This window comes from Bacillus sp. 7894-2, assembly GCF_002272225.1.
Taxonomy (GTDB): Bacteria; Bacillota; Bacilli; order Bacillales; family Cytobacillaceae; genus Cytobacillus.
Genome location: NZ_NPDG01000132.1, coordinates 63,118 through 88,704, shown reverse-complemented (window position 1 = coordinate 88,704; position 25,587 = coordinate 63,118). Strand labels below are relative to the sequence as shown.

Below are 25,587 nucleotides of genomic sequence, written 5' to 3'. Positions count from 1 at the left end.
AATTTAGCCGGTTTTTTGCATAAAAGCTATTTATGTTTCTTTCTTCTCATGCCCAAGTAAAACAGATAAGAAAACATTCCAAACCATCTGAATAAAAACGGCTCTTTCATGTCCTTTTTTTCAATACGATGCCGTTTTCGCTCATCTTTTGGCTGATCAATATATTTTACTACTGTCTGTGTAAGATACTTTACATAATCGTTGGATTTCATGTCCATACCTGCCTTTTTCCATACAGAATTGCAGGAACTGCCTGCTATTTATCATTTACAAGTATGTCCAACGGGTTTTCACTCTAAACAATCTATTATTTCTTGTATGATTTCTGCTTTATCTTTATTCGTTGTATCAATGATCACATGGGCGGTTTCTTTATAGAGCGGCATCCTTTTTTCATAAAGTTCGTGGATCAGCCTCTTTTTATCGCCCTTCAGCAGCGGTCTGGTATGATCCTTCTCAATCCGTTTAAAGATTTCTTCAGGAGACGCATAAAGGAAAAAAACAATTCCTGTTTCGCTAAGCCTATTTCTGTTTTCAGGCTTTATCACAATGCCCCCGCCAGTGGTTATAACACCCGCTCTGTCATCCATTTCATTTAATATATTGGATTCAAGACTTCTGAAGTATTCCTCTCCATGCTGCGCGAAAATATCATTAATATTTTTATTCTCGCGCTTCACTATTTCTTCATCTGTATCAATTACTTCCTGATTTAAGCAGGCTGCCAGCTCTTTTCCTATCGTAGTTTTGCCGGAACCCATGAATCCGATTAAAAAAATAGGCTTCATTTTTATCCCCACTCAGTTTTTTTCAATCCATTTTATCATTTTTTGCAGGTCTGTGTCATAGTAAGCATAACCGGAAATTTCTTTATCAGATCCAATTTTTGTTTTGAAGGTAATCTGAATTAAGCTTGCTGCCACTGGAGAAATCTCATAGGAAACCGATCCTTTTTTAAACGAATAAACTCCTGACTCTTTCGGGTCTGCATTTTCACTCAGCATTTTTTCTGTTTTTTTAAAGGAACTCAGCAGGTAGTATTCCTGCTTTAGGACGGTTTCCGACTGATTCACAATCCTTTTCTCGGAAATAAACTGGTCTAATTGAATGGTAAGAAGAAAGAGTGCAGCCAGTATAAGTGTTAAAGTAAGAGGATAAGAAAATCCTTCCTGATTACGGTACATCAATATCCTCCATATCCATTAAGTAATATAGAAACGCGGAATGCTTTTGATCAAAATCATCCGAAACATTTATTTCAACCCCGCCATTGACAGACGCAAAGGTAATGGCATTTAGTTTTTGAAGGACAATCTCATGGCCCTTCATATCCACTCTCCTCCGCAAGTTAGATCCATATTTTTCATAAAGCACACTTTTCCCGTCTATAGTCAAAACAATTGATCCAGCTGTTATATTTGCAGCATCAGCGAGCCTGATTTCCTTTTTCAGCTGGTTGATAAATACATGCCATTCAAGTCTTTGTGTCCTGGCTTCCATTTTCCAGTCCTGAAAAAGGGAATTTAAGCCCACCGTCAAAAAGGAAACAATCAATAAAAATATTGAAAATGAAAACAGCATTTCAAGCATGGTAAACCCCTTATCACTGAAATACCTCACACTTTTCCTTTGTGTTATCCCGTACATTATCATACCTTATGCAAACCTCCATAAATCCTTGGTTTTCCTTAAGGAATATTTGATAGACTGTCTGATTTTTTTTTATGGTCTTCCCCTCAGGAAAACTCCCCTCCGATGCAGCCTCCATAAGACTCTCATAAAGCAGCTGGGTGCTTTCATAATCCTGTTTTACCTCTTCAGAATGCACAAGTGCCTTTATGACAAGAGGAAATATTATTCCCGCTGCAAGCAGTATCCCTGATAGAGACAGCAGGAGCTCAGCCAGAAAGAAGCCTTCATTCTTTCTCCACATTAAAACGTCCTCTTCCGATAAAAAATGTTATTTTGTATTGCTCCCTGTCTGCTTTAATATAGAAGCTTCCAAATTTATTTGTAATTCCGCCAGGTCCATATTGAAAATACAATGGCATTGTTCCCGGCTTAATCTCAATGACTCCGGAATATTCTCTGCTTAAAATAGAATCAGCCGCAAGCTTTTCCTTAGCGAAATACTTATTCTCCTCTGGAATGATTTGAATAGCTACATCTGTCTGGTGGGTTATGGCATAGTTTTGGGCATAAAGGAGGTCAGATTTTAATTGGGAAAAGAACATTATCTTTTCAAGATAGAAAAAATGCGGTTTAAAAAGCAGGGCTGTAACCGAAGCAATAATAAGGAAAATACTGAGAACGAATAGCGACTCTATCAATGTAAAGCCTGCTTTGTTTTTCATCATGACTCTTCAGATTCAACCTTCCCATCTGCAGAAATCGTAATGGCATCTCCATTTGGACAAGTTGTCGCTCCTTCATTGAGATAATCGGCAGCCACTAAATCCTGAATGTCCGAAGGCAGTACTTTTTCATCGATTTCATATGCCTGAACCTGAGCCTGCACCATCTTAACGAACGCCTCGCATCCCTTGCTGTTTATTTTTGAATTGTGTTTTGTTACATTGGGAATGGTGATGATTAAGAGCACTGAAATCACCAATAAAACAATCATCATTTCAATAAGCGTGAATCCTCTATTATTGTTTAACATACGCCATTTCATTAAAATCCCTCCAGTAGATGAAACATAGGCAGCAAAACTGCCAAATACATCGAAACTATTAAAAAACCGATAAACATATATAAAACAGGCTGAATGATCTTAAGAAGTTTTTCTGTTTTTTCCTCTATTTTGTGCAGACAATGCCTGCTAAAAAACGTTAATTCCTGGTCCAGTCTGCCATTTTTTTGACCATGTCTAATAATATTGGACAGTTCCCTTTCAAAAAATGGAAAACTCACAAGAATGTCTTCCAGCTTATTCCCTTCACGGAGCTTGAGCTTCACGGCTTTACCGAGGATACTGTAAAAAGGCTGCTTTTCATTTTTCTCAAAAAGACTCAGCGCCTCAGATATAGATAAGCCCCCATTTAAAAGATAACTGAGCTGTACAGCAAAGAAGTGGGTATAGTAAAGGCGAAGAAATTGGCCTGCTGCAGGTACTCTTACGAGGATTTTTTTTTGTTGGATAGGGGAAAGATTTCTGAATCTGACAAAATAGTATATAAGCAAAGTGACCAAGCCGAAGAACAGAAACAGAAGAAAAAACGGGAGAAAATCACCAAACAAATAAACGGCTTTCGTAAAGAAATTAGGCTGAAGCTGCATTGAAACAAATAAGGATGAGAAACGGGGCAACAGGACTTTATCAACGAAAATAAATAAGAATGCGGTAATGAGCATCAGGAAAATCGGATAGGCCATCAGCTTTTTCAATTTTTCAGTGTCCCTGCCTTTTCGGAGCACCATTTCGCTTCCTTCAAGAAATGCAGAAGCAAGGCCTCCGTGCTGTTCAGCAAAAAAAACATAGCCAATCAGATTTTTATTAAAGTTCATGTTTGAAAGTATTTGATAAAAAGGAAAACCTTCTCTCAACTGAGAGAGGCACTGCCTGATTTCATGTTTTCGTTTTTGCGGCAGCTGATGCACCAGTGACTCGAGCGCTTCGGATAAAGGATATCCTCTGGACAGCAGTTCCCCTGTATTCTTCAGAAACAAACCCTGTTCTTGAATGGTCCATTTAGGTTTCTCCATTGCCATGTACCCACCTGCTGTACTCCGTTTCCTTTATATAGCCCAGAGCAATCCCTTTAGTTATGACTTCCTTCAGTGTTCGATACTTAACATGGCTGCTTTCTCCTCTTGCATTCTTTATGGAGGCATTGAGCGCCCTTCCTGCAAGCAATTCAAACACACTCGCCCGTTTCCACCTGCCATATCCATAGCAGAATGGCGAGCATTCCCCTTCACAATATGGACAATTCAATTCGACTAGGCGCTGAGCGGTGACCGCCACCAAAGTCTGCTCAATTTCCAGCATGTTCACTCCAAACTCAGCCAGACGGTATACAGCCCCCTCAGCATCCCGGGTATGCATGGTGCTTAATACAAGGTGACCGGTAAGAGCTGCTCTAACTGCAATCTTCGCCGTTTCCGCATCCCGGATTTCACCCACCATAATGATATCGGGGTCATGGCGAAGGATTGCTTTTAAGCCTGCAGAATAAGACACGCCGGCTTTCTCATTCACTTGGACTTGAAGAACTAAGTCATTCTCTTTTTCAATGGGATCTTCCAGGGTGATGACATTGCGATGGAACATATGGGAGGTTTCATTCAGAAGGGAATACAGTGTTGTGGTTTTACCGCTGCCGGTCGGGCCAGTGAAAATAATCAATCCGTGAGCATGCTTCAGCAGTGCCAGCATTTTTCTTGTCATGTCTGGAAAAAGGCTGATCTGGTAAAAAGGAATTTGTTCCTGCTGGGGGAGAATTCTGATAACAAGGCTTTCGCTGTGGCTTGATGGGAGTGTTGAAAAGCGCAGGCCAATCATTTGTCCGTCTACTTCAAGTGAGTATGCACCGCTCTGCGGCCTTCTTTTTTCACCAATATCCATCGATGCTGTAAATTTAAAATGGGAAATCAATCTGTCACACTCTTCTTTGGGAAGATAAAGCCTGGGGGTCAATTGGCTGCCGAACCTCAGCTGAATGAGTGTGTCTTTTCTTCGGGGAATGATGTGGATGTCGGAAGCATGGCTTCTGACAGCGTCTTTAATAATTCGTTCTGCCATTCTTTCAATTATACTCAACTAATTATGCACCACCTTTTTTAATTATTCTGGATATTAATTCGACTTATCCAAAGCATTTCCTTCATTTTTCGGCAAATTTTTTTGACGAATTTGTGAATAGATTATTTTTTTCTTTCCATAATAAAAAAGGATATAGCGAATTAATGGGCTATAGCCAAGCGGTAAGGCACCGGACTTTGACTCCGTCATGCGCAGGTTCGAATCCTGCTAGCCCAGTAGCTGTGGAAGGACACCGGATGTCCTTCCTTTTTCATTTTAGAATAATCTATTTAGCCATATTTTTAAATGCATCCGGATTATAGCCTATGACAATCTTATTTCCGTTTGTCAGAATCGGTCTCCTCAGCAGTTTCGGCTCCTTAATAACCATTTGCACCACTTCTGATAATGATAATTCCTCAAGTTTCTCTCCCAGGTCTTTATAGGTCTGGCTGCGGGTCGCGAGAATCTCATCAAGGCCGCTTGTGGTTAAAGAAAGGATTTTTAGTAATTCTCTTGGTGATGGAGTCTCCCTGAAGAGATGCCTTTCTTCAAAATCAATTGAATGGGCTGTCAGCCATTTTTTCGTCTTTCTGCAGGAAGTACAGCTGGGATATGTAAAAAATGTCAATTGGCTCATACCTCTTCACCTCACAAATTGATTATTTAGCCTATTCTTATTGTATATCAATTGTACAATATATGTATACACTTTTGTATAAGTAATTAAACTCCATTTGTGAACATTTTCTAAACTTATAGTGATTACAGTGTTAACCTCAAATGGCTGTATTATAATGGAAGCAGGCCAGGAAGGCGCCAGCTAAGTGCTATAAGTGACAGCTGATGACCTCGGGAATAAATAACCCTTTTGAGGTGACAATAAATGGAGCAAACATTAAAAATAACAAATGTGTTATCCGATCCAACCCGCTATTATATTTATCAATACATTACTAAACGGCATAAAGATGTTACCGTGCAGGAGATTGCAGATAATTTCAGCATACATCCCAATGTTGCAAGGTTACATTTATCCAAGCTTGAAGATGTAAATATGCTTGTTTCTGAAACAAAAAAAACGGGCAAAGGCGGAAGGCCCAGCCGGTTATATCGATTGTCTGATGATGTTGTGCAGCTGCATTTCCCTTACAGGGATTATCAGCTGCTGGCTAAAATAGCCATGGAAACAATGCTTGACTTAGGCGAAGAAGGAAGAAAAGCACTGTATGCAACAGGGAAAAAGTTTGGCAGTGAGCTGATCGGCCAAGAGCTTAAAAGGTATCCAAACACAGATCAACTTACTTTTGAACAGAAATTAAACCTCTTAAAGCATGCTGCCGATTTGTCAGGTTTCCACCCTGAATTTGATGCAAATGAGGAAAAGACCACCATCTATTTCCAAATTTATAATTGCCCATTTAAGGAGGTTGCAGCCCGGCATGCTGAGCCAGTCTGCAATATGCATTATGAATTTTTAAAGGGAATGTTTGAAAATCTGTTTGATTCCATTCAACTGGTGGAAAAGCAGAATATGCTCACCGGCTGTGATTCTTGCGCATATAAAGCAATTGTTGGAAATTAAAGTCATCCGCAGAAAAATGGCGAAAAAAAGGCCGTGGTAAGCTTTTTTTTCCGCCCTTTTCTGTACTATTTAGAAACCATTATTTACTTTTATTAAGCATTTACTTTATAATATTGTAGTGATGGACTTGTAAGGGTAAAAGGAGGGATACATATGGATAGTATGTACAGAGTATTAGGATTCTGGACGGGAATTTTCGCTGTTATGTTTTACCTTGGCGATATGTATACAACGTCCTTGATTTTCTTCGGCCAAACAGGATTTTTCCTGCTTTTAAGCTACTTAAAGCTTTCCGAACGTATGTATATTTATGTTTTTGGAGCATACTTAACTGTTTTCTTCGTAGGCTTCACTTACTGGTCAACATTTATGATGACACCTGGCGCCGGCGGCCACTAATAGCCGATAAAAAAGCGATGAAATCATCGCTTTTTTTATTTTTCACCTATTTTCTTTCCCTGCAGGACCAGGTGAAATGCTGTACTCATGCCTGAAGGTGTTATCAGACTTCTTATTGCCCTGTTTCTTTTGCTGACAGGAGAAAACGGATTAGAATCATAATGATCTTCAAGCTCCTGTAAAATGCCTGCAGACAGCAGGAATTCATCCTGTCTCATCATAAAATGAAAATCCAGCCCTTCTTTCTCTCCCAATCGGATCAGTGAATCAAAATGAACATGGCTGGTTATATCCATCTCGCCAGGGTGTTCGAGTACATTAGAAATTAAAGAATGCTTGTAATAACCTCTGAGACTGCCATCTCTTCTAATCGGTTCCTGCCATTCCTCATCTGTATAGCCATAATCGGCAGTCAGCACAAACCCTTTATCCAGAGCAGCAGACATATCCTTAATCATCTGCTCCATTTGCAGAGGTATTTCAATTCTTTGGCCATTGCTAAGTGATAAACCGCTTTCTTCAAGGTATAAGGAAATATCTCTATTTGTTAATGGCACAGCATGTTCTGCAAGCTTTCCGTCTTTTACGGTTACCATAATTTCAGTCAACTGATCATGTGCTTTTTCAACCACATGGACAGGCAAGGCATCAAACAGCTCATTTGAAAAAATCAGGCCGCAAAATGGAGAAATCTCGTCCCAGCTATCGATTTGCCTGATCTGTTCGGAAAATACTATCTGCTCCTGCTGCAGCTTCCTGTGATAGGGGCTTGTTTCAAAAATATAATAATGTATCTCTTTATCAGCAATAAGATTCCACTCATCAAGGAAAGCTTTTGCAAAGCGTCCATTCCCGCCCCCTATTTCACAGACCTGAAAAGGCAGCTGATATTCCCCTGCCATTTGATGAAACCACTTTGAAATGGTCCTTCCATATATATCAGAAACATTGCTGGTTGTAATAAAATCTCCCCCCGGCCCAATTTTTTCCTTATCTTTCATATAGTAACCATATTCGGAATGATAAAGGGCCTGCTGGATATAGTCAGCATAGCTGATCATTTTTTGAGGAGTATTTTCTATATAATCTGTTAGTAAATTCAGCATATAAACTCCCTTTTCGATTGAAAAATCTGGATTTCTGGAAACAGCCATTTTTATTGTTTTGGACAATGTTTTCACTATTGACATAGTGTTTTCCCTGTTATATTGTTAATGTAGTAGCTTAACTATATCCCCTCCCATTTTATATGAATAAAACATCCCCCAGAAAAGCCCTTCTCATTGGAGAAGGGCTTTTCTATTTTCCAATCAGAATCCATTCAGAAATGGATTTGAATCCATTTCCCGGCCAATTGTCGTAACTGGCCCGTGTCCAGGAAGCACTTCTGTTTCTTCAGGCAATGGCAAAAGCTTATTATGTATACTTTCAAGGAGCTGCTGATGATTGCCGCCCGGAAGGTCTGTGCGTCCTATGCTTCCGCTGAACAGCGCGTCACCGGCCACCACAAGACCAGCATCTCTAAAATACAAAGAAACACTCCCTGGAGAATGGCCTGGCGTCTCCAGAATGTTAAAGGTAAATTCACCTATGCTCAACACTTGTTCAGCTGTTATAATATGGTCTGCAGGCCTTGCTTTTATCAGCTTGCCTATTTTAAATAGGTGGGAACCATTTAAGGCTGGATCCGGAAGCCATGCTGCTTCTTTTTCATGTATGTATACAGGGATAGAAAAGGCATCTCTTATTCCGTCTACAGCGCCAATATGATCAAAATGGGCATGAGTAAGTATGACAGCAAGAGGTTTCAGTCCTTTTTGTTCGATAATGCCGCTCAGTTTTCCGCTCTCTTCACCCGGATCAAAGATTAAACAATCTTTGTTTTCATTCGAAAGGACATAACAGTTTGTTTGCAATGGGCCAAGAGGGATCTGATTCCATTCCATCGCCTACACCTCCATAGTTGATTTATTTGTCTATTATTTTACACTATATCAGAATGGAATGCCTTATATCTGCAAAAGGAGTATTAGATGAAAATCCTATATGGCGTTGAAGCCGGCTATATTATTCAAGATGTGCCCGAATTCATGAACTTAATCAAAAATAATACTAAACTGTTCGATTTTCAGCAGAGCATCTTTCTGTTTGAAGAGAGGGCTCATGCGGAATTTACCAAAAGCGTCCTGGTCGATGCCGGACTTTTTGAAGAATTTTTTAAGCTCTGTTACATAAAATCGGGTGTAAAGGGAGAAACTTTTGAAGACTTTGCGATTGAAACAGAAAGCGGAGTTTACTTGTTCACTGAGCTCCTTAATGCCTTCACAATAACCGGGGGCAATAAAGAAGATATCCAGATGGCTGTCTATCAATTTCAGGAGCATCTGGTCTTTACAGCGAAAGAAGAAAAAATGCCAGCAGTTTATTTTTCAGAACTTCATCTAAAGGATTTAATAATCGGCATTGCTGATGCATATGACATACAAGTGTCATTTTTAGACCTCGACAAATAGAAGAAAAAAATATAAAATAAAGGACGAATGTATATACTTGGGTTTTACATAATGGGTATATAACCTGAAGAATGATTTTGATATGGCTTTTGCCTGCTGATCACGAAATAAAGGGGGCTGTTTTAATGGGACTACCAATCATTTTTGCATTAGTCGCAGTTCTTGCAGCTTTTGGTGCATTTAGTGCACTGAAGAACAAGAACTTCCTTGGCTTGGTTTTTGCTGTAGGAACACTTGCCGTTTTCGGATGGTTCTCTGTAATGACCTTAATTAACAGTGGATATCCTGCTGTTCACTAAGAAAAGCACAGCGTGCCCGCCAACCCGCGGCGCATTGATGCTTTACTTTAAGAAATAAAAGGGCTCCCTCAGTGGGAGCCCTTTTATTTAAACTTTTAGCCGGCTTTCAACTCTTTGGACCTTTTCTTCCATTTTCCTCTTAACATCTCTTCTGTCATCAATGCGGATATTGGTCGCCACTCTCATTAAGCCTTTTTCAAAAGGGACTTCATGCATTGCCTGAATAACTTCAAATAAATCAGGCAGCTCCCCTTCAATAATGGTATTCATGGGTGTCAGCTGAAATCGGATTGTGCCGCTTTCCTCATATTTTTTTAAAACACGCTGAATGTCTGCCACATAGCTGCTGACACTTGGTGTTTCCGTTCCAATTGGAATAACTGTAACATCTGCGATTGCCATATCTCTGCTCCTTTGCCTGCTTGATTACTCGTTATATTCAACCAGCCGAATGACCTCTTTTCTGTCAGTCATTATCAGTTCCTCAAGATAGAAACCTGTTAAACAGGCTTTCCCGTCGGGTGAACAGCTGAGCGGCGCATTTTCCATATCTTCGAAAAGCACTTCCTTTTCACCGGTTTCACTGTCCACAGATATAAGCTGAAATCCCCCAGCATACATATCACTCTCAGCGCTATACAATGGCTGAAAAGTAATGATTCCCCGGGGAGTCCAGTCATGGTATGGCACCAGCCAATCCGAAAACCTTGTCAAATGAGGTATTGAGAATGAAGCTAGCTCTTTAAAATGATTGTCCATAAAAGTATACAGCGCCTGGTCTGATTGATCTGACGGAACAGTAATGGTCATTAGCCGGTCACTGGCAGCATCGAATTGAAAAATGTCTTCCTTAACCAGGGTCTCATTGCTTTCAGCAATAGATTGCTTAACGAGCGGTGCGAAAAGTGACGGATTATCACTGTCCCAATCTAGAAAAATAAGATGATTTGAATCCACCCATTTAGCAAAAGGCTGCCTTAAGTTTAATTCTGCTAATGTACCTTTATCGATATCTATATGGTAGGGTGTAAAATCCCAGTCTTCAGTAAATGAAGCAATAAATATAGACTCTTCATCATAAGGGTTCCACTCAACAGCAAAATCAAAGCTTGAAATATTTTCCTCCCAGACAACTTTTCCACTTGATTTTATAACCGTTAAGGCTGCTTCATAGGTTCCGGGTGATGATCGAATCAGTATGTATTTTCCGGCTGGGCTTACCGTTACAGACGCAATCGGGTGTGAGCTTTCGTAAAGAAGCTCTTGTTCACCTGAAAACAGATTATAAGCATAAACCCTGGAAGCTGCGCCATCTTTTACAGTGTAAACAATTTGATCATTGCTGAGCCAGCCATTTGCTCCCTGAAATTCCTCTTCATTAATCCGAATAGCCTTTATGTTCTTGTTTTCGGCTTCAGGTGGTGCGGAAGGCTCAGAGGCTTCATTTTCTTGATCCTGATTCTGCTCCATCTCAGCTTTCTCAGGCTGTGCACAGCCGGTTATCAGAAATAATGAAGCCAGCAAAATAAAAGATAAAAATAGAAACTTCCTTTGATATGCAGGTTGTGTGTTTACCAAATCCGCACCTCCTTTTCTCCCTAATTATAAGTACGTAAATGACATGAAAATGTTTCAATAATGGCAGAATTAATGAGTTTAACAGGAAAAAGCCGTTTTTCCGTCCTCAGTTTGGAAAAGCGGCTGGTTTCCATAGAACTATTGGCATAGTGATGTTAGTATGATAGTAATTTTAATGTCTGCTTGATTAAAATACAATACAGAATCAATTTTAACGATAATTTTTTCACATATAAAGCGAGGCAAGAAAAATGCCCAGCACCTCTTCATAAATATCATCATACTGTGACAGGGGCAGCGGATTAATGCCTCTTCCCAATTCAATTGTGAATCCGGGCATCCGGAAATCCTGTATAAACCAATCCTTATAACCGGCAAAGCTATCAATGTACTGGACTGCCCTATATCCGCTGACACGCTCGAACTCTTGCGCGATTACCTCCGATTCCGGCGGCTCCATTCCCTCAAATCCCCAATAAAACTCTGCACCTTGTGTATGGAAGGCCAGCATCCGATCGAATTGATTATCTTTTGCCAGTTCCGCCATCGCTATGGCTTCCGGTTCCGTTAGTGGGGCTTCGCCAAGATAATCTCTTGGTGCCGGGCCACTTTGTTCACTTCTCTGTTTCTCAAAGTCCCATTTGGCAGGAAACTGATTATTTAAATCAACCCCTCTAATATTAGCCTTCCAGCCTGTGAAATCCGTGCTGCCCCTATTTATCGAAATAACTTCCTCTTTGACTTCCGCTGGAGGCCCGTTCAAAACCAGGTCAACCCCGTCAGGGTTCACCATTGGCACTATGGAAAGGTCAACGGAATTATACAAAGGCATTGTTGAAATTCCTCTTATCGGCCGGACATTTGTAATGGATAAAAGATAGCTGTTCAGCAAAGCCATTAATATAGGGGTCGTAATCCATTCATTCGCATGAAAGGATGCATTGATTTGCACTTTCTTATTCCCTTTTCCTAACCGTATTTCCTGAATCGGCTTTCCAAGAACACTTTGGCCAATTGTATTTACTTTTATAAACGGATAAATATCTGCCAGCAGGGAGATATCAGCTGTCAATGCTTTATAATCATAATTCCTCCTGCCTGATACAATTGGGGAAATGACGCGCCTCGGCAGTTTAATAGCCGTACCAGGGATTAGGCTGTTCGGATTAAGGGATTGATTAACCAGGAGAAGAGCATCCACAGAAAGGTTGCGTGAAGAACTAAGCTTCCAAAAGGTGTCACCTGACTTAACTGTATAATTTAGCAATGTAAAGCCGGGGATGTTAATTTCGCGGCCTATCTTTAGTGATGCAGGATTAACCCCGGGATTAGCATCTGCAATGAGATTGACTGGCATCATAAAGAGCTGACTGTAATACCATAAGGAATCTCCTGAGCGGACTTTGACTTTCATCTTTCTCCCCCTTTCCATCATTTCAATTTTATGAGAAAAAGAAAAAAAGATGACTGTACAACTTTGTAAAAAATGAGCAGCTGTTATTTAAACAAGGGATTCGCTTTGCCTAAACCCTTACTCTTGGAGTAAAAGAAAAAGCACCTGCACATCAGGTACTTTTCTCTCAGTCTACTTATTTTTTGCCAGCCAGGCTGCACCAATGACTCCGGCATCATTGCCCAATGTCGCAATATCAATGACTGTGGACTCCTTCACTCTTGGAAAAGCAAATTTAATGAAATTTGCAATAACCGGCTTCAGCAGTATATCTCCTGCTCTGGAAACACCACCGCCCAATACTATTTTCTCCGGATTTAACGCATTTGCAATATTTGCCAATGCCAATCCAAGGTGCATAGCTGTATCATTGACTGTCAGAAGGGATGTTTCATCCCCATTCCTTGCAGAATCAAAAACATCTTTGGCAGTAATAAACCCGTTTGCCTTGTACAATTGAGACAGAGCCCCTTCTCCGCTGGATTCCAGGTTTTCCAGAGCCTGCCGGACAATGCCTGTAGCAGATGCAATTGTTTCAAGGCAGCCCGTTTTGCCGCAATTGCACTGAGCCCCGCCAACAGGAATGGACGTTATGTGGCCTATTTCACCAGCAGCCCCGCTGACTCCCTGCACAATATCTCCGTTAGCAATTACGCCTCCGCCAACACCTGTTCCAAGTGTTACACACACCAGATCTTTAGCGCCATTTCCGGCACCCTTCCACATTTCCCCGAGAGCAGCACAGTTAGCATCATTATCAATGATGACTGGAAGTGATGTTTCCACTTCAAGAAGATCCTTCAGCGGGTAATTATCTTTCCAGCCCAAATTAACAGTGTTATATACAACACCTGTTGCCAGATTTACTGGACCCGGCGCCCCCATGCCAATGCCAATAATTTTATCCTTGCTTAAATCCAATTCCTCTAACTTATGATCGATGGCTTTAGCTATATTTATAGTAATATTTTTTCCTTCTTCATTATTATCCGTGGGAATTTCCCATTTGTGAATTATTTCCCCATAGTAGTTAATAAAAGCAAGCTTTGTTGTTGTTCCGCCTAAATCTACCCCTACCAGCCATTTTTCCGCCAAGCTCCATCACCTTTTCTTTCTATTTATTCTCTTTAAGATTCTGAATTTCAGTCCGCAGAATCAAGATGCTGCACTGATAATCTTTTACATCAATAAGCTGGGAATCATATAACTCTGTTAATTCAGCAGCCATAAGCTCCAAATCAGCTTCCCGATCCCCTATGTAGATGATAGTTCCATATTTCTTTAGAAACTGCTGTATATCATAAATGGTTTTCATTCTGTACCTCTGCTTTATTGATAAGTTTATACCACATTAAAGTATAATCTAAAATCCCCCCCTTCTCAAGACAGAGAAGGAAGGGATTTAGTTCAGCGGTCCGGATCCTTTGGATGCAGAAAACGCGGCCGCCTGTTCTTCAGTGGTATTGGTGACCTTAGCAATACATCCCTGAATGCTCTCAGATTGAAAGGGATGAATGGCCATAAATAGGGAACCCCAAAAGATTTCATTCTTGCAAGCATGATAATCATCAGCAGAATGCCAACTACATATCCATAGGTATGGAAAATACTAGTCGATATCAGCAGACCGATTCTTATCAGCCTGTTTGCCAGGCTCATTTCATAGCTTGGGGTTGCAAATGTTCCAATTGCCGCTATCGCTAAATAAAGTATGACTTCATTTATAAACAATCCCACTTCAACTGCTACCTGACCAATCATTAGGGCCGCCACGAGTCCCAATGCAGTGGCCAGGGCGGAAGGAGTATGGATTGCAGCCATCCTAAGAATATCAAGACCAAGCTCTATCATCAGGAACTGAACGACTAATGGCAGCTCTCCCGTGTCATTGGGCCCGATATAGGATAATGCATCAGGAAGCAGCTGCGGCTCTATCGCAAATAAATACCATAATGGCAAAAGGAAAATGGAAGCCCATACAGCTAAAAATCGGACAAATCGCAAATAAGCGCCTACAAGCGGCTTATTCCTGTACTCCTCAGCATGCTGCAGATGATGCCAGAAGGTTGTAGGTGTTATAATAACACTTGGCGAACCATCGACGATGATGCAGACGTGGCCTTCATAAAGATGGGTTGCTGCCGTATCAGGCCTTTCGGTATACCTTACCATGGGATAAGGATTCCAATGCCGGCCTGAAATGAATTCCTCTATTGATTTTTCAGCCATCGGCAATCCATCAGTATCAATTTTAGAGATAGACTCCTTTATCTTCTTCACCATATCCGGATCGGCAATGTCTTCAATATAACTGACAACAACATCTGTCTTGGAACGCCTGCCCACCTGCATATATTCCATGCGCAGTGTTCTGTCCCTAATTCTTCTCCTCGTTAAAGCTGTATTAAAAACGAGTGTTTCTACAAACCCATCCCTTGAGCCGCGGACAACACGTTCAATATCAGGCTCCTGAGGGCCTCTTACCGGATATGTACGTGCATCAATGAGGATTACTTCATCGATGCCATCCACGACTAGAGCAGTCGGCCCTGCCAGCACCATATCCACCACTTTATCCAGCTCATCAGTTGTTTCAACTTCAACGTATGGTATATACGTTTTTATCAGTCTGGAAAGTGTATCTCCTTCCAGCTGGGCTGCATCCAGGCCGGCAAGCATTTTCATCAGATAGTGCAGGATGTCATCTTTTACAAAGCCGTCTACCAGATATAAAGCCATTTCCCTTTCAGCATATTCAACATCAAGCTGAATCACATCGAAGCTTTTGTCAACTCCCAGAGCATCTCTAAGATATTCAATATTATCTTTCAGAGAAACCTTTACAGGCTCTCTTCTCGCTTTCTCCAAAATCCCCACCTCAGCATTCTGTTCCATTCTTTTCCTTGCATACTATTCAACATCATTGACATGCAAAAAAAAAATCATACCAATGAATGGCATGATTCGTAAAAATTGCAGGGAAATGCAGCAGTTATTTCCCGGGCAGTAAGCTGAAAATTCTGTCATCATTACTCTATTTGATTTAACAGCTTTTGATACTCCTCCTGATCCGGCTGAAGATTAGCGGCCTTTTGTGCATGATTCCTTGCTTTTTCCGGCTGCTTTTCTTCTAAATAGATTAATGCAAGATTATAATGTGCTTCATGAAAAGAAGCATCTTCCTTAATTACATGAAGCAGGTGCTCTTCTGCTTCTTTTAATCTCCCCACTTTTATTTCAGTATAGGATAATAAAAAATAGACTTCCGGTGAAGCATTCCTTTCTTCAATAAAATCAGCAAGCATTAAACGAGCCTTTTCAAACTCTTCACCATTGATATGTTCCTCGGCCATTACCATAGCAGTTTGTTCATTTAATAGTCTTCCCGGTTCATTGAATCCGTACTTCATCAAGCCGGCTGCCAGACAGAATGATCCAGCTAAAAACAGCAGCTGAAGCAATGGCTTTTTCTTCTTGGGAAAATGCACAATGCCAGTAGCAAGAAATCCGCCAATCAGCCCTCCTATATGTCCGGCATTATCAATTCCCGGGATGGTAAATCCAAATGCAAGGTTGATTCCTAATACAACAAGAATATTAAAACCCATCGTCCGGAAGAAAAGGCCTGGATAAATGAGCCCAAAATATAAAAGCGCCCCAAAGCAGCCAAAAATAGCCCCGCTGGCCCCTGCTGAAAGTGAGGGGCTAAAAACAAAACTGGCTAATGTTCCGCCAAATCCAGCCATCAAATAGATAAATAGGAATCTTAAATTTCCATACACACGTTCCACTGCAGATCCAAGATAAAATAAGGCAAGTGTATTCATTAATAAATGCAGCAGCCCAATGTGAAGAACAATCGGGGTCAAAAACCTCCACCATTCCCCATCGAGAATCAATGGATTAAATTTAGCCCCATACTTAATTAACGTCGAGGTATCTGTACTGCCGCCCATTGCTTCCAAAAGTAAAAAAACAGCAACTTGAATAACCATAAATATATACGTGAAAAAAGGCTTCCCAAAATTGAACATTTCCTTTTCTTTTTTTGCTGTTTTTACCGCTTTAGAAAGAGCAGTATGCTTCAGGGCATCGGCATCCATTTCCGTATAATTTCCTGCCGGAAGAGTTAACGGTTTTTCGAAAATTTCTTCAACCGCATGCAGACTTTCCGGTTTGCCGGATTCAATGATCATGGTTTGGACAGAGGCTTTCCCGTTTTCAGGAATAAAGGGGTCTGAGATGCGGAATTCATAATCATCAACAGGCAGGTACGCAGATACATAGATATTTAAGACCGGCATTTCCCTTTTTCCAAGCTGCTTCCTGACCGATTCAGCTTTTTCGGCAGTCACTTCAATATCCCGCTGCATCCAATTGCTCCAGTCAAGGTCATATTTTAAGAGCCTGATTGCCTTTATGTTTTTATCCTCCATCCTTTCAAGCCATAATTCATCCTGATCTCCAGATAACTGAATCATTCTGTACCCGTGGTCAGATATGAAATAATCCGCAAGTTTCCAAAATACATAATCCTCTTGAACGGCCACTTCTTCCCCCACTCTCTATATGTTGCATTAATTACTATACTTTATTTAACTATAGGCAAAAAAGAAACCTTTTGTAAAAGGAAAAGCATCTAAAGATACCGGCAAAATAAAAAGACCTATTACGGTCTTTTTACTTCAAGATTGCCGCCCTTCCGATGGCCCGGAAGAGAAGACAGAGCTCATCATCCTGTCGCGGACAAGCGGAAAACTCATGACTGAAGTAACCAGCAGCTTCCGCAGAAAGACATTCCCAAACATAACATTAATCAATCGATAACGGTTATGATAGGCAAAATAAGTACCAAGCCCAAGCATAAAAATAGATAGTAATCGAGACATTGAATTCCCTCCTCTTCCTTATTGTGAGAAGAGGGAATAATTTTTATCCATTCTCTAAAACAAAAATATATTGATGCACTAATCCATCAATATAGGATCCATCGTTTTCTTGAGAACATTTACTGAATGGTTAAACTGATTCTTCTCTTCGGTATTTAGGTGAAGTTCAACAATATCACGAATGCCATTTCTATTGACTATAGCAGGCACCCCAATATAAACATCCTCATGACCATATTCCCCATCTAAATATGCTGACACCGTAAGGACGGAATTTTCGTTCTGGAGGATGGCTTTCGTCAGTCTGACCAGGCCCATGGCTATTCCATAATAAGTCGCACCTTTTCTCTCGATAATATGATAAGCTGCATCTCTGACATTTAGGAATAACCCATTAAGATCTTCCTGCCTATAGTTCTCTTCTTTCTTCATCCAGTCTTCAATGCTTTTCCCTGCAATATCAGCATGGCTCCATACAGGCAATTCAGTATCTCCGTGTTCGCCTATAATATAAGCATGGACATTTCTCGTATCGACCTTGAAATATTCACCCAGCAAGAATCTGAATCTGGCCGTATCCAATATCGTTCCGGATCCGATTACTCTTTCTTTTGGAAGCCCGGAGTATTTCCAGACAGCATACGTGAGAATATCCACTGGATTTGTCGCAACCAGAAAAATGCCATCAAAACCGCTTTTCATGACATGATCAACTATTCCTTTAAAGATTTTAGAATTTTTTTCCACAAGGTCCAGGCGGGTCTCCCCGGGTTTTTGATTCGCTCCAGCAGTAATAACAACCAAATCAGCATCTTTGCAATCGGAATAATTTCCAAACCAGATCGATGTTGGGGAAGGGGCAAAGGGCATGCCGTGATTTAAGTCCATGGCATCTCCTTCAGATTTATCCTTATTTAAATCAATCAGCACCAGTTCTTCTGTAACACCCTGATTTAATAGTGCAAACGCATAGCTTGATCCAACGAAGCCAGTTCCGATCAGCACCACTCTGTTTACCCGACTTTTCATAATAACTCCCCTTTACTTAATTGTAGAGAACAGCAAAGTACCTTTATGCCAATAAGATATATAGAAGCATTCCCACCGAGGCAGAAGCTAAACCTGAAAAAAAATTAACAAAATCATTATCTGCAAAATACCAGCCTTTTACCAAAGAGGCCGGCTGCCCGCAATGTTCGGCTGTTTCCACGTTTGAACTGCATACATGGCACTTGTATTCAGCTTGGAGAAAAGCACCCAATACAGAATCAATCAAATTCCCTGCAAACCCAAGAACTCCAATCAGTAAAACCTCATAAATTGAAATGTCAAACAGCACATTAGATAGGAGGGCTATTATAAAAGACCCTGACACAGCAGCAAGCGTGCCCAGAGAGCTGACAGCACCGGAAGTACCCGTTTCGATTGTCCTCCAGGTTTTCAGAGAAATGGGGGGTTTTTGACTTAATGAGCCAATTTCTGATGCCCATGTATCCGAGTTTGCTGCAGCCAGTCCGATAAGAAACATTATCAGCCAAACCTGTGATGGATCCAGCAGATAAAATATGCTGGCAATAGCGGATATGCCTCCATTGGCAGCAACCTGCTGCCAATCCCTTCTTGATCCTTTTGCATGCTTATTTTCGAATTCCTTTTTTTTATGGCTTTTAAATTTTGACCAGAAGCTTGAACTTGCAAAAAAGAACCCCAGGACAAGAAGGCCATAAAAACCAAATCCCCAGCCCGCTGCCGCACCCACAATGAATGCTGCTATACTGCCTGAAAAGGTCAGTAATCGGAAATAATATCCGGCCAGGGATGTGATCAATATAAATATAATAATAGCAATGGATTCAAGCATCACCGGATGCCCACACCTGCTGATCGGTAATAATCATTTCCACCGGCTTGTCATGGTTTTCCACTTGAAAGCGGGTTATAACCTGCATTTCAAAAGCTAGTGAAACCGTTCTTCCTTTATAATTCTCGAGAAAACGATCATAATATCCTCCACCAAACCCAAGCCGGAAGCCGTTTTTCATGTATGCCAGTCCGGGAACGATTAGAGTATCGATTTCTTCACAGCTGACTTCATCCGTTTTTTCCGGATTTGGCTCCCATAATCCATAATATACTGACTCCAAATCCATGAAGCTTTTCAATTCACGAAACTCCATTTGCTTTGATTGAGGTATGCACTTCGGGACAACAACCCTTTTCCCTTCACTCCAGGCCCTTCTGATGATCTGCCATGTATCAGCCTCAGGCACCTTTGAAACCGTTATTCCTATTGTTTTGGCCTGGCTCCATAAAGGCCTGCTATAAAGGCTTGTGGCAATCTGATAGGATAGCTGTTCATACTCAGGCTTGCTCAATTCCTTCATCCGATCCTGCATTTGCTTCCTAAGAACCTTTTTATCGATTTCCATATAAAAACCTCCAGTTTTTGCAAACAATAATTTATCCAGAAAAGGAAAGGATACCCATAAAAAAAGTCAACAAAAAAAGCAGTAGGAATGATCCTACCACTTATTTTGTTTCGCGATGTGCAGTCGAACGCTTGTCTCTTGGGCAATATTTTTTAAGCTCAAGACGATCTGGATTATTTCGTTTATTTTTTTTAGAAATATAGTTACGATCTCCACATTCTGTGCAAGCTAACGTAATGTTTACACGCATGTAATTTCCCTCCAAACTATGTTCAAACTAGTTCGTTCATACGACTTTTCTATAATATCATTTTTTAAATCGAAATGCTAGTACGTTTTTTTAAAAGTATCCTCTTTACCATTGTCTATCAGCAGGCTGTTATACTGAAGCGTTTCTGATTTGCTGTTTCCGCAGATAATCCATGACTCCGCTTCTGCTGTTCCTCTGCCATTAAATACTGCATTAAGTGCGAAAATGCTTATTGCATTGCCTTGGGCCATAGGGTGGTATTTTAATGTTCCCTTCTTTTTGCAGTTCCATATTTGGTCACTAAAAATGTTCCAATATGGCTGAATCGTACACTCTTCCATTTTTTTGCCGTAAAGCTTGCCGTTAACTAAAAACAGCTTGGAATCGGCCATATGAAAGATGACATTTTCTGCGGGGGAAATGAAAGAAAGGTGTTCACGGGAAGAAAACTCATGTCTGTGCTGCAATAAAAGCTTAATGGTTCTAGGCTCGTCCGCATGATTCGTAATATAGCATCTAAAATAGGAAATTTTAGAGTGGATTTTTTCTGTCTTAATTTGAACAGAAATATTTTCATCAGGAAACATTTCTTTACTGACACTTTCCATCCAGTAAGTTTTCCCGTCTATCCATAAGCCGGGAATCATCCTCAATTTCCCAATCGGCGCTTTCTCCATTTCTTCATAAACATCAGATTGAATCCAATTTAATGTATTCATCTTTATGCACCTTTTTCTATAATATTTTTTAACTTCATTTTAATGGCAGGTAAAATAAAATACATCACACCAGATCTTCAAGCTTCCGGCTAATCCGTGTTTCTTGAAATACTCTATTTGTTTCATCAGCAATGCGTCTCCAGCTGAATAGGCTTTCTGCGACCTTTTTACCTTGTTTGCCAATAGTATCGGCGGCTTTAGGGTTCTCAAGGAGAGCGGAAACCTGCTCTGCAAAGCTGTATGGATCACCAGGGACCATGAACAGCCCGGAATATTCTTGTTTAACGATTCCCTTTAATCCTCCTGTATTGGATACGATCGCCGGCTTTCCGGTGATCATTGCTTCGAGGGCTACAATGCCAAATGGCTCATAATAACTTGGAAAAACAGCCATTGCGCATTTCTGGAAGAGAGCTAATCTTTGCATGTCATTTATAAATCCCGGAAAAAGTATGACATCATCAACCTTCAGTTCTCTTGCTTTTTTTCTGTGTGCTTCAAGCATAGGACCCTTGCCGGCAACGATTATATAAGCATCCTGATACTTTTCTTTTATTATAGGCGCTGCCTCGATTAAGGTTTCAAACCCTTTCTCCCTCACCATCCGTCCAATGGAGAATATCAGCCTTCCGCCTTTTTTCACCGGAAGCCCTTCCAATATGCTGTCTGGATCATCAAGAAGTGTCTCTTTGCTGATTCCGTTTGCGATAACAGCAATTTTTTCTCTGGCAATTGAAAATTGCTGAAGTACTTCTTCCTTCATATATTCACTGCAGACAATAACCTGATCTGATCCGATGATCAGCTGCTCTTCTTTCGTATGGATAAATTTCTGCAATTCTGTGTAAATTCCATTATTCCTTCCATATTCTGTTGCATGTATAGTTGTAATTAAAGGACAGTGCAAGCTCTCCTTTAAGGACAGGCCGCATGCACCTACAAGCCAGTCATGTGCATGAATGATTTCAAAGTGGTGGAAGGATGACAGTTCCATGGCTTTTTGCTCCATCGCCAAATTCAGTCCCAAAATCCAGTGCAGAAAGTTAGGATCTTTTTCATTTAGCGGCTTAACCCGGTGGATATAGATACCGTTTATATGTTCGCAGCTGGAAAGATTGCCGGGATTAGCAGTCAGTATATGAACCTCATAATCCTGTTTTAATCCTCCTGCGAGTCCATACACATGCCTTGATAAACCGCCTACTACATGGGGAGGATACTCCCACGTAAGAAGAAGGATTTTAGGTTTACCATTAATGAAACTATTATTATTTAGTTCTGAAGCTACCGGTTCCATCATTCTTTACCTTCTCCTTCACTCACTGATTCATAATAGGTGTATGTACTCACATTTACCGTCCATGCAGGCTGAACCTCAGATTCTTTTTTTCCTTGGTAAGGAGAACCCTCAGAAGTATACAGTGCTTCTGAACGCAGTAACGGGATGAAATGATTATCTGTTATTTTAATGCCCAGCTCAACACAATATACTTTGCCGGGTTTGAGCCCTTTAAAGGTCCATTCAGAATGATCGGACAGGATAACTTCATGGTCACAGACCCCATTGGCTCCGTCAAAAATAACCCCGGTAACATCATAGATTCTTAAAGATTTTCTCAAGGAGGATACAGTCTTGTCCAAGTATAGGGATAGCATCTTCACCTTCTGAGCAGACAACTTCCAGGATACTTTTGCCTTATCATCGCTTGAGCGTGTTAATGTCAAATGATCTTTCGATTGATTTTGCACGATATTTTCTTCAGATATTACTTTTTCCCCTAAAGACTCCCCGCTGTCGCGTTTCACTTTATTTTGGATAAGTTTGGTCCACTGGTATTGTACTTTTCCTACGGTTGTATCAAGCTTACTGGCGATTTTACGGAATGACAGCCCCCTGCGGCGAAGCTTAATAATCTCATCTATCATGACGGCACCTCTTGCAATTATTTTCATAGAGTAAGGGTTCTATATGACAAAAAGCAAAATTTTATGACTATTTATATAACTCAATGTTATCACTGATATTGATAGCCTACAATGAACGGAAATTGTCGCTTCTTGCGAAAGCACATGCCTTCCCGATTTTAAATAAGAAAAATTTTTTAAACGTTTGCCGAGCTTCTGATTCGACAGAGCTTCTCCGACAAGAATCTTTAAATTTCACCTGTTTATGGATTATATATCGAAATTTGTCAATTTTGATGGTAAAATATTTCTGTGCAATGAATCAGAGGTGACTTTTATTGGAATCAATCTTACTGGCATTATTGATCTTATCTATAGGGCTATTTATTCTTTCAGTGTTTTTGAGAGATCCTTATAAAGAGCTGCGCGATGAAATGGATCAAATGTCCATGCAGCAAATCCAGGAAATGTATCAAATTAAAAAGAAATTAAAAGTATTGGAAGAAGAACTGCTCGTAGCGGATGAACCCTTTACTCAGCACGTTCCTGCAGAGCCTTCTATTCATTCTGCAGAAAAAAGGGAAGTTCATGAAATAATAAAAAATCAGGTGATGCTGCTTTCCAGGCAAGGGCTTTCAGTAGAACAAATTGCTAGACAATCTTCACTCTCTCCTGATGAAGTAAGGACCATTCAAACGGAAATGAAATTTAGGGGCCATAGCTATGAATAAAAGAAATATCAGGGCATTTGCATTTGGCATCCTTATTGCTGTCATAGCCTTTGGCACAGCCTACTTCCTGAATAAACCGGAGCAAACTGAAAATAGAACAATCGATGAAAACAGTGCAAAAAAATTCTTGCAGACAAACGGCTACACTGTATTAACAAACGAAGAATATACTCTACTACAGCAGACGGACGCTAAAGACGAAACCGAGAATAAGGAAGTAAAAGAAGAACCTGCTGAGGAAAATACGGAGCAGAAAGAAGAGTCTCAGAAAGTCTATCAGCTAACCATTGAGAGCGGCATGACACCCGGGGAAATCGCGTTAATCCTTGAAAAAGCAAGTGTAATTGACCAGGCAGCAGACTTCGGCAATTACATGGAGGAATACGGGTACAGCCAGAAAATACAGCTGGGCACATTTGAACTGAACCATAATATGAGCTATAAAGAAATTGCTAAGATCATAACAAAAAGCTAAAAGGTTAAGATTCCTTTTAGCTTTTTTTACTTTATAGCTCCTGTGCTGCAAGGCGTTTCCGCTTTTCTTGTCTAGCTCTAGCGCTACAAGGCGTTTCTGCTTTTCTTGTTAATTATTTAAATCATACTGGCGTCCTTTAACCAAATAAAAAATATGTTCCGAAATATTCGTAACATGGTCAGCAGCTCTTTCTAAATAACGGCAAATAAATGAAAGCTGGGTGATCTGCGGCAGGTATTCCGGTTTCTGCAGATTAATTTGCAGCAGCTCTTTAATAGTTTCACCATAGAGGTCATCGACCTGATCATCCATATCGGCAACTTTTTTGGCCTTTGCAGTATCTTCTTCAGTGAAAGCTTCCAGTGATAGACGCAGCATTTCAGTTGAAATTTCATACATTTTCTTTATATGTTCAATCGGCTTAATTAGCGGCTCTGACCCAATCCGTATGGTGGACTTTGCAATATTCACTCCAAAGTCTGCAATTCTTTCGATGTCTGTTGCGATTTTTATAGCCACAATGATGCGGCGGAGGTCAATAGCCACTGGCTGCTGTTTTGCAATTAGGAGAATGGCTAAATCATTTATTTCCTCATACAGAATATCAGCCTGATTGTCGTCATCAATGATTTCAAGTGCCAATTCAATGTTTTGGGTTTCAAGTGCTTCAACTGATCTATGCAAGGCCTCTATTGCAAAATTGCCAATTTCTATAAGCATTTTTTGAAGCTCCTGAAGATCATAGTCAAACCTTTCACGTACTGCCATCATTGTAATCCCCCTTCATCCACATAATAATGCCTGTATTCTTTCATAATCATTCGATTAACCGAATCGTCCAGTGATATAATCTTCAGTCCGCTTATCTGAAGGGGTAGAAAATATCTTATCCGTATCAGCAAACTCGATTACTTCACCATTTAAGAAGAAAGCTGTTTTATCAGAAATACGTGCTGCCTGCTGCATATTATGAGTAACGATGATAATACTGAATTCTTCCTTAAGCTCCTGCACCAGCTCCTCTACTTTTAACGTAGAGATAGGGTCAAGTGCAGATGTAGGCTCATCCATTAAGATGACATCCGGTTCAATTGCAAGACAGCGTGCAATGCAAAGTCGCTGCTGCTGCCCACCGGATAGGCCATACGCATTCTGATTCAGACGATCTTTAACTTCGTCCCAGATGGCGGCCCCCCTCAAACTTTTCTCAACAATCTCATCAAGGATCTTTTTATCGCGGATACCATGAATTTTCGGTCCATATGCTACATTTTCATAAATGGACTTTGGAAATGGATTGGGCTTTTGAAAAACCATCCCTACATTTGTTCTTAAATCCTCCACTTTAAATGATTTATCAAGAATATTTCGCTCCCGGTATAAGATTTCTCCGGAAATTCTTACTGAAGGCACTAGTTCAACCATGCGGTTCAGCGTTTTAATATATGTGGACTTACCGCATCCTGATGGTCCGATAATTGCCGTTACTTCATTTTCATTGATGGCTAAATTTATATTTTTTAAAGCATGGCCTTCACCATACCATAAGTTAAGATCTTTTGTATTATAAACAACTTTTTTGTTTTCTGCTGAATTTGGAGCTATGCTTTCTTTT

Annotated in this window: 35 protein-coding genes and 1 tRNA gene; 7 read left to right on the top strand and 29 right to left on the bottom strand. The window is 40.5% G+C overall.

What is annotated here, in order from left to right; all coding sequences use genetic code 11:
- Window positions 1-26: 26 nt before the first annotated feature.
- From CHI10_RS18790 to comGA, 9 genes are all read right to left on the bottom strand, one after another.
- A complete protein-coding gene (locus CHI10_RS18790) occupies window positions 27-212 on the bottom strand; it encodes a YqzE family protein (RefSeq protein WP_095245709.1) in 186 nt (61 codons plus the stop codon).
- Between the two features lie 78 nt (window positions 213-290).
- Complete coding sequence (locus tag CHI10_RS18785; RefSeq protein ID WP_095245708.1) at window positions 291-788, bottom strand: shikimate kinase; 498 nt, start codon at window positions 786-788, stop codon at window positions 291-293.
- Window positions 789-800: 12 nt separating this feature from the next.
- The gene (gene comGG / locus CHI10_RS18780; protein ID WP_095245707.1) at window positions 801-1,184 is read right to left on the bottom strand and encodes a competence type IV pilus minor pilin ComGG; all 384 of its coding nucleotides are present in this window, start codon (window positions 1,182-1,184) and stop codon (window positions 801-803) included.
- Window positions 1,174-1,647, bottom strand: coding sequence for a competence type IV pilus minor pilin ComGF (gene comGF, locus CHI10_RS18775; protein ID WP_483294962.1), 474 nt, complete (start codon window positions 1,645-1,647; stop codon window positions 1,174-1,176). The genes comGG and comGF overlap by 11 nt, the downstream gene beginning before the upstream one ends.
- Window positions 1,604-1,933, bottom strand: coding sequence for a phosphatase (locus tag CHI10_RS18770; protein WP_095245705.1), 330 nt, complete (start codon window positions 1,931-1,933; stop codon window positions 1,604-1,606). Before CHI10_RS18770 ends, comGF begins: the two co-directional genes overlap by 44 nt.
- Window positions 1,917-2,357 carry a competence type IV pilus minor pilin ComGD gene (comGD, locus tag CHI10_RS18765; protein WP_095245704.1) on the bottom strand — a complete coding sequence of 147 codons (441 nt, stop codon included), beginning with the start codon at window positions 2,355-2,357 and terminating at the stop codon, window positions 1,917-1,919. Before comGD ends, CHI10_RS18770 begins: the two co-directional genes overlap by 17 nt.
- The gene (gene comGC / locus CHI10_RS18760; RefSeq protein ID WP_095245703.1) at window positions 2,354-2,677 is read right to left on the bottom strand and encodes a competence type IV pilus major pilin ComGC; all 324 of its coding nucleotides are present in this window, start codon (window positions 2,675-2,677) and stop codon (window positions 2,354-2,356) included. The genes comGD and comGC overlap by 4 nt, the downstream gene beginning before the upstream one ends.
- The gene (gene comGB, locus CHI10_RS18755) at window positions 2,677-3,708 is read right to left on the bottom strand and encodes a competence type IV pilus assembly protein ComGB (protein ID WP_095245715.1); all 1,032 of its coding nucleotides are present in this window, start codon (window positions 3,706-3,708) and stop codon (window positions 2,677-2,679) included. Before comGB ends, comGC begins: the two co-directional genes overlap by 1 nt.
- Entirely contained in the window at window positions 3,695-4,765 is a 1,071-nt protein-coding gene (gene comGA / locus CHI10_RS18750) for a competence type IV pilus ATPase ComGA (RefSeq protein WP_095245702.1), read from the bottom strand. The genes comGB and comGA overlap by 14 nt, the downstream gene beginning before the upstream one ends.
- Before the next feature lie 147 nt (window positions 4,766-4,912).
- Here comGA and CHI10_RS18745 point away from each other — a divergent pair.
- Window positions 4,913-4,984 (top strand) — tRNA-Gln (locus CHI10_RS18745).
- Window positions 4,985-5,033: 49 nt separating this feature from the next.
- On the opposite strand, the gene CHI10_RS18740 is transcribed toward CHI10_RS18745, so the two are convergent.
- Entirely contained in the window at window positions 5,034-5,387 is a 354-nt protein-coding gene (locus tag CHI10_RS18740; protein ID WP_095245701.1) for a Spx/MgsR family RNA polymerase-binding regulatory protein, read from the bottom strand.
- Window positions 5,388-5,633: 246 nt separating this feature from the next.
- Between CHI10_RS18740 and CHI10_RS18735 the strand changes: the two genes are divergently transcribed.
- Window positions 5,634-6,332 carry a helix-turn-helix transcriptional regulator gene (locus tag CHI10_RS18735; protein ID WP_095245700.1) on the top strand — a complete coding sequence of 233 codons (699 nt, stop codon included), beginning with the start codon at window positions 5,634-5,636 and terminating at the stop codon, window positions 6,330-6,332.
- Window positions 6,333-6,485: 153 nt separating this feature from the next.
- On the top strand, window positions 6,486-6,731 hold the full coding sequence (locus CHI10_RS18730) for a DUF2626 domain-containing protein (protein WP_095245699.1): 246 nt from the start codon (window positions 6,486-6,488) through the stop codon (window positions 6,729-6,731).
- A gap of 35 nt (window positions 6,732-6,766) precedes the next feature.
- Here CHI10_RS18730 and CHI10_RS18725 read toward each other — a convergent pair whose 3' ends face one another.
- Both CHI10_RS18725 and CHI10_RS18720 read right to left on the bottom strand, forming a co-directional pair.
- Window positions 6,767-7,837, bottom strand: a complete 1,071-nt coding sequence (locus CHI10_RS18725) for a class I SAM-dependent methyltransferase (protein WP_095245714.1) — start codon at window positions 7,835-7,837, stop codon at window positions 6,767-6,769.
- A 204-nt stretch (window positions 7,838-8,041) separates the two neighbouring features.
- Entirely contained in the window at window positions 8,042-8,677 is a 636-nt protein-coding gene (locus CHI10_RS18720; RefSeq protein ID WP_095245698.1) for an MBL fold metallo-hydrolase, read from the bottom strand.
- 87 nt (window positions 8,678-8,764) lie between these two features.
- Between CHI10_RS18720 and CHI10_RS18715 the strand changes: the two genes are divergently transcribed.
- Window positions 8,765-9,244 carry a hypothetical protein gene (locus tag CHI10_RS18715; RefSeq protein ID WP_095245697.1) on the top strand — a complete coding sequence of 160 codons (480 nt, stop codon included), beginning with the start codon at window positions 8,765-8,767 and terminating at the stop codon, window positions 9,242-9,244.
- 125 nt (window positions 9,245-9,369) lie between these two features.
- Window positions 9,370-9,543 (top strand): DUF2759 domain-containing protein, encoded by a 174-nt coding sequence (locus CHI10_RS18710; protein ID WP_048008269.1) that lies wholly within the window; start codon window positions 9,370-9,372, stop codon window positions 9,541-9,543.
- Window positions 9,544-9,630: 87 nt separating this feature from the next.
- On the opposite strand, the gene CHI10_RS18705 is transcribed toward CHI10_RS18710, so the two are convergent.
- The 15 genes from CHI10_RS18705 to CHI10_RS18635 form a co-directional block, all read right to left on the bottom strand.
- A complete protein-coding gene (locus tag CHI10_RS18705) occupies window positions 9,631-9,945 on the bottom strand; it encodes an MTH1187 family thiamine-binding protein (protein WP_095245696.1) in 315 nt (104 codons plus the stop codon).
- A gap of 24 nt (window positions 9,946-9,969) precedes the next feature.
- Window positions 9,970-11,121, bottom strand: coding sequence for a YqgU-like beta propeller domain-containing protein (locus CHI10_RS18700; RefSeq protein ID WP_286137482.1), 1,152 nt, complete (start codon window positions 11,119-11,121; stop codon window positions 9,970-9,972).
- Between the two features lie 226 nt (window positions 11,122-11,347).
- Window positions 11,348-12,535: a M14 family metallopeptidase gene (locus CHI10_RS18695; RefSeq protein WP_095245695.1), complete on the bottom strand. Its 1,188-nt coding sequence runs from the start codon at window positions 12,533-12,535 to the stop codon at window positions 11,348-11,350.
- 171 nt (window positions 12,536-12,706) lie between these two features.
- Complete coding sequence (locus CHI10_RS18690; RefSeq protein WP_095245694.1) at window positions 12,707-13,669, bottom strand: ROK family glucokinase; 963 nt, start codon at window positions 13,667-13,669, stop codon at window positions 12,707-12,709.
- Window positions 13,670-13,688: 19 nt separating this feature from the next.
- Entirely contained in the window at window positions 13,689-13,889 is a 201-nt protein-coding gene (locus CHI10_RS18685; RefSeq protein WP_095245693.1) for a YqgQ family protein, read from the bottom strand.
- 92 nt (window positions 13,890-13,981) lie between these two features.
- Complete coding sequence (locus CHI10_RS18680; RefSeq protein WP_483294961.1) at window positions 13,982-15,469, bottom strand: spore germination protein; 1,488 nt, start codon at window positions 15,467-15,469, stop codon at window positions 13,982-13,984.
- A 134-nt stretch (window positions 15,470-15,603) separates the two neighbouring features.
- Window positions 15,604-17,124: a rhomboid family intramembrane serine protease gene (locus tag CHI10_RS18675; protein ID WP_095245692.1), complete on the bottom strand. Its 1,521-nt coding sequence runs from the start codon at window positions 17,122-17,124 to the stop codon at window positions 15,604-15,606.
- Window positions 17,125-17,259: 135 nt separating this feature from the next.
- A complete protein-coding gene (locus CHI10_RS18670; RefSeq protein WP_095245691.1) occupies window positions 17,260-17,463 on the bottom strand; it encodes a hypothetical protein in 204 nt (67 codons plus the stop codon).
- 78 nt (window positions 17,464-17,541) lie between these two features.
- Window positions 17,542-18,492, bottom strand: coding sequence for an L-lactate dehydrogenase (locus CHI10_RS18665; protein ID WP_095245690.1), 951 nt, complete (start codon window positions 18,490-18,492; stop codon window positions 17,542-17,544).
- Window positions 18,493-18,535: 43 nt separating this feature from the next.
- The gene (locus tag CHI10_RS18660) at window positions 18,536-19,324 is read right to left on the bottom strand and encodes a DUF92 domain-containing protein (protein WP_095245711.1); all 789 of its coding nucleotides are present in this window, start codon (window positions 19,322-19,324) and stop codon (window positions 18,536-18,538) included.
- A complete protein-coding gene (locus tag CHI10_RS18655) occupies window positions 19,317-19,892 on the bottom strand; it encodes a 5-formyltetrahydrofolate cyclo-ligase (protein WP_095245689.1) in 576 nt (191 codons plus the stop codon). Before CHI10_RS18655 ends, CHI10_RS18660 begins: the two co-directional genes overlap by 8 nt.
- A 100-nt stretch (window positions 19,893-19,992) precedes the next feature.
- Window positions 19,993-20,142, bottom strand: a complete 150-nt coding sequence (rpmG, locus tag CHI10_RS18650) for a 50S ribosomal protein L33 (protein ID WP_053434400.1) — start codon at window positions 20,140-20,142, stop codon at window positions 19,993-19,995.
- Between the two features lie 77 nt (window positions 20,143-20,219).
- The gene (locus CHI10_RS18645; protein ID WP_095245688.1) at window positions 20,220-20,861 is read right to left on the bottom strand and encodes a hypothetical protein; all 642 of its coding nucleotides are present in this window, start codon (window positions 20,859-20,861) and stop codon (window positions 20,220-20,222) included.
- 64 nt (window positions 20,862-20,925) lie between these two features.
- Window positions 20,926-22,161 carry a glycosyltransferase family 4 protein gene (locus tag CHI10_RS18640; protein WP_095245687.1) on the bottom strand — a complete coding sequence of 412 codons (1,236 nt, stop codon included), beginning with the start codon at window positions 22,159-22,161 and terminating at the stop codon, window positions 20,926-20,928.
- Complete coding sequence (locus CHI10_RS18635; protein WP_286137481.1) at window positions 22,158-22,787, bottom strand: DUF4912 domain-containing protein; 630 nt, start codon at window positions 22,785-22,787, stop codon at window positions 22,158-22,160. Before CHI10_RS18635 ends, CHI10_RS18640 begins: the two co-directional genes overlap by 4 nt.
- Window positions 22,788-23,104: 317 nt before the next feature.
- Between CHI10_RS18635 and CHI10_RS18630 the strand changes: the two genes are divergently transcribed.
- Together CHI10_RS18630 and CHI10_RS18625 are read left to right on the top strand one after the other, a co-directional pair.
- Window positions 23,105-23,497 carry a hypothetical protein gene (locus CHI10_RS18630; RefSeq protein WP_095245686.1) on the top strand — a complete coding sequence of 131 codons (393 nt, stop codon included), beginning with the start codon at window positions 23,105-23,107 and terminating at the stop codon, window positions 23,495-23,497.
- Window positions 23,490-23,972, top strand: a complete 483-nt coding sequence (locus CHI10_RS18625; RefSeq protein WP_095245685.1) for an MltG/YceG/YrrL family protein — start codon at window positions 23,490-23,492, stop codon at window positions 23,970-23,972. Before CHI10_RS18630 ends, CHI10_RS18625 begins: the two co-directional genes overlap by 8 nt.
- A gap of 108 nt (window positions 23,973-24,080) precedes the next feature.
- Here the strand turns inward: CHI10_RS18625 and phoU are convergent, their stop codons facing one another.
- Together phoU and pstB are read right to left on the bottom strand one after the other, a co-directional pair.
- Window positions 24,081-24,740, bottom strand: coding sequence for a phosphate signaling complex protein PhoU (gene phoU, locus CHI10_RS18620; protein ID WP_048011127.1), 660 nt, complete (start codon window positions 24,738-24,740; stop codon window positions 24,081-24,083).
- A gap of 57 nt (window positions 24,741-24,797) precedes the next feature.
- A complete protein-coding gene (pstB, locus tag CHI10_RS18615) occupies window positions 24,798-25,577 on the bottom strand; it encodes a phosphate ABC transporter ATP-binding protein PstB (protein WP_218831308.1) in 780 nt (259 codons plus the stop codon).
- Window positions 25,578-25,587: the final 10 nt, after the last annotated feature.

What these genes read in the sequence shown, in the direction of transcription:
- CHI10_RS18790 (WP_095245709.1), bottom strand. Translation starts at nt 212, where the DNA reads ATGAAATCCAACGATTATGTAAAGTATCTTACACAGACAGTAGTAAAA.
- CHI10_RS18785 (WP_095245708.1), bottom strand. Translation starts at nt 788, where the DNA reads ATGAAGCCTATTTTTTTAATCGGATTCATGGGTTCCGGCAAAACTACG.
- comGG (WP_095245707.1), bottom strand. Translation starts at nt 1,184, where the DNA reads ATGTACCGTAATCAGGAAGGATTTTCTTATCCTCTTACTTTAACACTT.
- comGF (WP_483294962.1), bottom strand. Translation starts at nt 1,647, where the DNA reads ATGTACGGGATAACACAAAGGAAAAGTGTGAGGTATTTCAGTGATAAG.
- CHI10_RS18770 (WP_095245705.1), bottom strand. Translation starts at nt 1,933, where the DNA reads ATGTGGAGAAAGAATGAAGGCTTCTTTCTGGCTGAGCTCCTGCTGTCT.
- comGD (WP_095245704.1), bottom strand. Translation starts at nt 2,357, where the DNA reads ATGATGAAAAACAAAGCAGGCTTTACATTGATAGAGTCGCTATTCGTT.
- comGC (WP_095245703.1), bottom strand. Translation starts at nt 2,677, where the DNA reads ATGAAATGGCGTATGTTAAACAATAATAGAGGATTCACGCTTATTGAA.
- comGB (WP_095245715.1), bottom strand. Translation starts at nt 3,708, where the DNA reads ATGGAGAAACCTAAATGGACCATTCAAGAACAGGGTTTGTTTCTGAAG.
- CHI10_RS18740 (WP_095245701.1), bottom strand. Translation starts at nt 5,387, where the DNA reads ATGAGCCAATTGACATTTTTTACATATCCCAGCTGTACTTCCTGCAGA.
- CHI10_RS18735 (WP_095245700.1), top strand. Translation starts at nt 5,634, where the DNA reads ATGGAGCAAACATTAAAAATAACAAATGTGTTATCCGATCCAACCCGC.
- CHI10_RS18730 (WP_095245699.1), top strand. Translation starts at nt 6,486, where the DNA reads ATGGATAGTATGTACAGAGTATTAGGATTCTGGACGGGAATTTTCGCT.
- CHI10_RS18725 (WP_095245714.1), bottom strand. Translation starts at nt 7,837, where the DNA reads ATGCTGAATTTACTAACAGATTATATAGAAAATACTCCTCAAAAAATG.
- CHI10_RS18720 (WP_095245698.1), bottom strand. Translation starts at nt 8,677, where the DNA reads ATGGAATGGAATCAGATCCCTCTTGGCCCATTGCAAACAAACTGTTAT.
- CHI10_RS18715 (WP_095245697.1), top strand. Translation starts at nt 8,765, where the DNA reads ATGAAAATCCTATATGGCGTTGAAGCCGGCTATATTATTCAAGATGTG.
- CHI10_RS18710 (WP_048008269.1), top strand. Translation starts at nt 9,370, where the DNA reads ATGGGACTACCAATCATTTTTGCATTAGTCGCAGTTCTTGCAGCTTTT.
- CHI10_RS18705 (WP_095245696.1), bottom strand. Translation starts at nt 9,945, where the DNA reads ATGGCAATCGCAGATGTTACAGTTATTCCAATTGGAACGGAAACACCA.
- CHI10_RS18695 (WP_095245695.1), bottom strand. Translation starts at nt 12,535, where the DNA reads ATGAAAGTCAAAGTCCGCTCAGGAGATTCCTTATGGTATTACAGTCAG.
- CHI10_RS18685 (WP_095245693.1), bottom strand. Translation starts at nt 13,889, where the DNA reads ATGAAAACCATTTATGATATACAGCAGTTTCTAAAGAAATATGGAACT.
- CHI10_RS18680 (WP_483294961.1), bottom strand. Translation starts at nt 15,469, where the DNA reads ATGGAACAGAATGCTGAGGTGGGGATTTTGGAGAAAGCGAGAAGAGAG.
- CHI10_RS18670 (WP_095245691.1), bottom strand. Translation starts at nt 17,463, where the DNA reads ATGTCTCGATTACTATCTATTTTTATGCTTGGGCTTGGTACTTATTTT.
- CHI10_RS18665 (WP_095245690.1), bottom strand. Translation starts at nt 18,492, where the DNA reads ATGAAAAGTCGGGTAAACAGAGTGGTGCTGATCGGAACTGGCTTCGTT.
- CHI10_RS18660 (WP_095245711.1), bottom strand. Translation starts at nt 19,324, where the DNA reads ATGCTTGAATCCATTGCTATTATTATATTTATATTGATCACATCCCTG.
- CHI10_RS18655 (WP_095245689.1), bottom strand. Translation starts at nt 19,892, where the DNA reads ATGGAAATCGATAAAAAGGTTCTTAGGAAGCAAATGCAGGATCGGATG.
- rpmG (WP_053434400.1), bottom strand. Translation starts at nt 20,142, where the DNA reads ATGCGTGTAAACATTACGTTAGCTTGCACAGAATGTGGAGATCGTAAC.
- CHI10_RS18645 (WP_095245688.1), bottom strand. Translation starts at nt 20,861, where the DNA reads ATGAATACATTAAATTGGATTCAATCTGATGTTTATGAAGAAATGGAG.
- CHI10_RS18640 (WP_095245687.1), bottom strand. Translation starts at nt 22,161, where the DNA reads ATGATGGAACCGGTAGCTTCAGAACTAAATAATAATAGTTTCATTAAT.
- CHI10_RS18635 (WP_286137481.1), bottom strand. Translation starts at nt 22,787, where the DNA reads ATGATAGATGAGATTATTAAGCTTCGCCGCAGGGGGCTGTCATTCCGT.
- CHI10_RS18625 (WP_095245685.1), top strand. Translation starts at nt 23,490, where the DNA reads ATGAATAAAAGAAATATCAGGGCATTTGCATTTGGCATCCTTATTGCT.
- phoU (WP_048011127.1), bottom strand. Translation starts at nt 24,740, where the DNA reads ATGGCAGTACGTGAAAGGTTTGACTATGATCTTCAGGAGCTTCAAAAA.